The sequence below is a fragment of the Spirillospora sp. NPDC048819 genome, from assembly GCF_040650055.1.
Classification (GTDB): domain Bacteria; phylum Actinomycetota; class Actinomycetes; order Streptosporangiales; family Streptosporangiaceae; genus Spirillospora.
The window spans coordinates 1-2,617 of the sequence record NZ_JBEZGN010000093.1 but is presented as its reverse complement, the minus strand read 5'-3'; the positions used below and the strand labels follow the sequence as shown (position 1 = coordinate 2,617).

Sequence of the window (2,617 nt, the reverse complement as noted above, 5' to 3'; positions counted from 1 at the left end):
GACCAACCACGCCGCAGCCTGCGACCACTACCGCGACCGCCCTGACCACGCCCTTCAGCTACTCGGTCTCGCAATATGAGAACGCATCAGCCCTGCCTGGGCCCGTGCAACGCGACCGATACCGACCGTGATCAACACAGTGCGCAAGGCGCGACGCCCGCTGACCGGTGCGGGCGGGCTGCTGGTCATGCGGGGCGACTCGGCGTTCTACCCCGCCAAGGTGATCGCGGCGTGCCGCCGCGCCGAGGCGTGTTCCTCGGTGATGGCGAGGATGGACCCGGCGCCATCGCGACCACGCTGGCGCGATCGAGCAGACCTTCGCCGACCTGACCGACGGGCCCCTCAAACACCTGCCCTCGGGGCATTTCGCCGCCAACACCGCCTGGCTCACCTGCGCCGCCATCACCCACAATCTGCTGCGCGCGTCGGGTTGCCTGGCCTCGGCGTTCCACGCCAAGGCGCGCGGAGCAACGCTGCGCCGCTACCTGATCGACGTTCCGGCCCGCATCGCCCGCCACGGCCGAGCAGGATCAGCAGGGCACCTGACCTCGCACCTGCCCGAGCACTGGCCCTGGGCACAGGGTGACCGTCGGCTGATCCGAGCCAGTGCGGCAGTGCGGTATTGAACTCGGCGGCCTCTCCGGGCGGTAGGACCAGGTCGCGGTCGCCGACCACCAGCCGGAGCCGTCCGTTGAGGACGTACACCCATTCGTATCCGCCGTGCGTCTGCGGCGTTGGTTCCGCCGGTTCCGGGCGGCTCGGGATGAGCATCTTGAATTCCTGGAGTCCGCCCGCGCGGCGGGTGAGCGGGACGAACGTCATGCCGTGGCGGTGGATCGGCTTCAAGTGGATCCGCGGGTCACCCGTTCGCGGAGCACCGACGAGGTCGTCCAGAGGCACCCCGTACACGCGGGCCAGCGGCGGCAGCAGTTCCAGGGTGGGCCGCCGCCGGCCGCTTTCCAACCGGGACAGGGTGCTCTCGGACGTCCCGGTCGCCGTCGACACATCGGCCAGGGTCAGTTTGCGCTGCTTGCGCACGGCGCGCATCCGGGGGCCGACCGCGTCCAGCACCTGGTCCGTCTCCTCCGCCACGACGCCCACTCATGCTGGACAAGAGGAAGGCCACAGCAGCCCGCTATGGCGAGGCCGATGTGGCATAACCAGTCTCCACACTTTCGGGGGATTGGCAGTCGACCACGCGCCCGCACCGCCGCAATGAGGCACGTCCGAACGTGTCGGACAGCCCAGATCCTGACGTAGCAGCAACGGACGTACGAATGACCACGCTCTTGACAGGGATGTGACTCGTATGCTGGCCAGCGTCGGAGGGGCTGATCTGGGGGCTCAGTTGCTCTCCAGGAGCCTGGTGGCCAGGGAGGTAGCGGCCGAGTGATCTGAAGGGATTCGGCAGATATTGCGGAGAAAGAAGGGCTCTGTGGTGATATAGGCCATGTAGGTGGTTCCTTTGGCCTTGATGCGGTGGGGTTTGAACAGGGCAGGAACCAAGCCGTAGAAGCGTGTCTGCACGACTTCGTGGTAGAGGGTGGACGAGACCACCAGGACGAGGTCCATGTCGGGCTTCTCGGCCAGGGTGTGCCGGACAGGGCGCGCATCCAGAAGGCGGCAGACGACGATGGGGGCTTGGCCTACAGGGCCGAAGCGCCCGCGCGTCAGCGTTCCATGGTGCATCGCGACCCGGAGCCGCAGCCGCGGTAGATCGTTGGCGGTGCGCATCTCGCGCAAGGCGCTGGTGAGTTCATGCGACAGGTGGGCGACAACCCGGGCGACATCGGCGTCGGCGGGGAGGATTGAGAGTTCTCCATCGCCACGTGCTTGGCGATACCACGTATCCCTGTCCAATCCCGCACGTTTGGACGCTGTGTCAAGGGCCATGCCCAGGGCATCCTGCAGCTCGTATTGGCCGAGGGTGTCGTGTTTGCTGAAATTTTCGATATCGACAGCCACTGCGAGCCCGTAGAGAAGCTCACCATGCTCACCCAACGTATGCTCCGAACCCTTCTTGCGCATCCGCGTTTCTGTTGAGCGGCTTCGGGACCAGGCTGGTCAGGCGTGGCTTTGGCCGCCGTTCCGAGACGAATGTGACACGTCGCGGCCTGACAGTGGTTGAACCCGCACAAGGTCGCAAGGGTCGGCTGTCGCGTGACGCTGACCTGGGGCTCCCATGATCCAGAACGTGTGCCATCCCAATGGAATCCGAACGAGTCCGAACGCTGCACATCGATCGGCACTACAGTGAGGGCATGGCCACTGAGAGCGTCGAAGGTGCCGAGAACGGCTCGCCGTTGTTGCGCCAGTTCGCTGAGGAACTCCGCGAGCTCAAGAGGGTTTGCGGGGCGCCGCCGCTGAATGAGATCAAGAGACGGACAACCGCCCAGCCGTCAACTTCGACGATCAGCGTCTTGCTGGCAGGGCGTGGTGCGCGTGCACCGCGTTGGGACCTGGTGTCGGATGTTGTGACCGCGATGATCGCCTATGCGCGTGAACGCGGCCTCAAATTGGACGTTCACGTCCATGAGAGTGGTGTATGGGGTCTGTGTGACCTATGACCTGTTCGTGTCGTGATGGGCGAGTCCCCGTGACGTGAGACGGCCACCTC

General features: G+C 65.6%; 3 protein-coding genes and 1 pseudogene. 2 read left to right on the top strand and 2 right to left on the bottom strand.

What is annotated here, in order from left to right:
- Window positions 1–284: 284 nt before the first annotated feature.
- Window positions 285–515 (top strand): annotated as a pseudogene (locus tag AB0C35_RS45930) (IS1380 family transposase); the annotation flags it as partial.
- Here AB0C35_RS45930 and AB0C35_RS45925 read toward each other — a convergent pair.
- The gene (locus AB0C35_RS45925; RefSeq protein WP_358470980.1) at window positions 403–1,092 is read right to left on the bottom strand and encodes an XRE family transcriptional regulator; all 690 of its coding nucleotides are present in this window, start codon (window positions 1,090–1,092) and stop codon (window positions 403–405) included. The pseudogene AB0C35_RS45930 and the gene AB0C35_RS45925 overlap by 113 nt on opposite strands.
- Window positions 1,093–1,344: 252 nt before the next feature.
- Window positions 1,345–2,028: a hypothetical protein gene (locus AB0C35_RS45920; RefSeq protein WP_358470977.1), complete on the bottom strand. Its 684-nt coding sequence runs from the start codon at window positions 2,026–2,028 to the stop codon at window positions 1,345–1,347.
- A gap of 233 nt (window positions 2,029–2,261) precedes the next feature.
- Between AB0C35_RS45920 and AB0C35_RS45915 the strand changes: the two genes are divergently transcribed.
- Entirely contained in the window at window positions 2,262–2,567 is a 306-nt protein-coding gene (locus AB0C35_RS45915; RefSeq protein ID WP_358470974.1) for a hypothetical protein, read from the top strand.
- Window positions 2,568–2,617 lie beyond the last annotated feature (50 nt).